We start from the raw sequence: 207 nt of genomic DNA on the forward strand, positions 1-207 counted from the left end.
GCTGGATGATCTACGCGGCTGGCCATGCCGAACGGGAAATGAGCAGCCTGCTGGCCAAGGCACCGCGCCATGCCAACCGTCTGGAAGGCGGGCACAGCAACGCGTGCCGCTGGATGATCTACGCGGCTGGCCATGCCGAACGGGAAATGAGCAGCCTGCTGGCCAAGGCACCGCGCCATGCCAACCGTCTGGAAGGCGGGCACAGCA

General features: G+C 66.2%; 1 protein-coding gene. It reads left to right on the forward strand.

Going from position 1 to position 207, the window contains the following annotated elements; all coding sequences use genetic code 11:
* Positions 1-207, forward strand: a 207-nt coding sequence (locus tag AWT75_RS21850) for a hypothetical protein (protein WP_161937803.1), incomplete at both ends; no start/stop codon positions are given.

Origin of the sequence: Aquitalea pelogenes (assembly GCF_001515305.1) — a bacterium.
Taxonomy (GTDB): Bacteria; Pseudomonadota; Gammaproteobacteria; order Burkholderiales; family Chromobacteriaceae; genus Aquitalea; species Aquitalea pelogenes.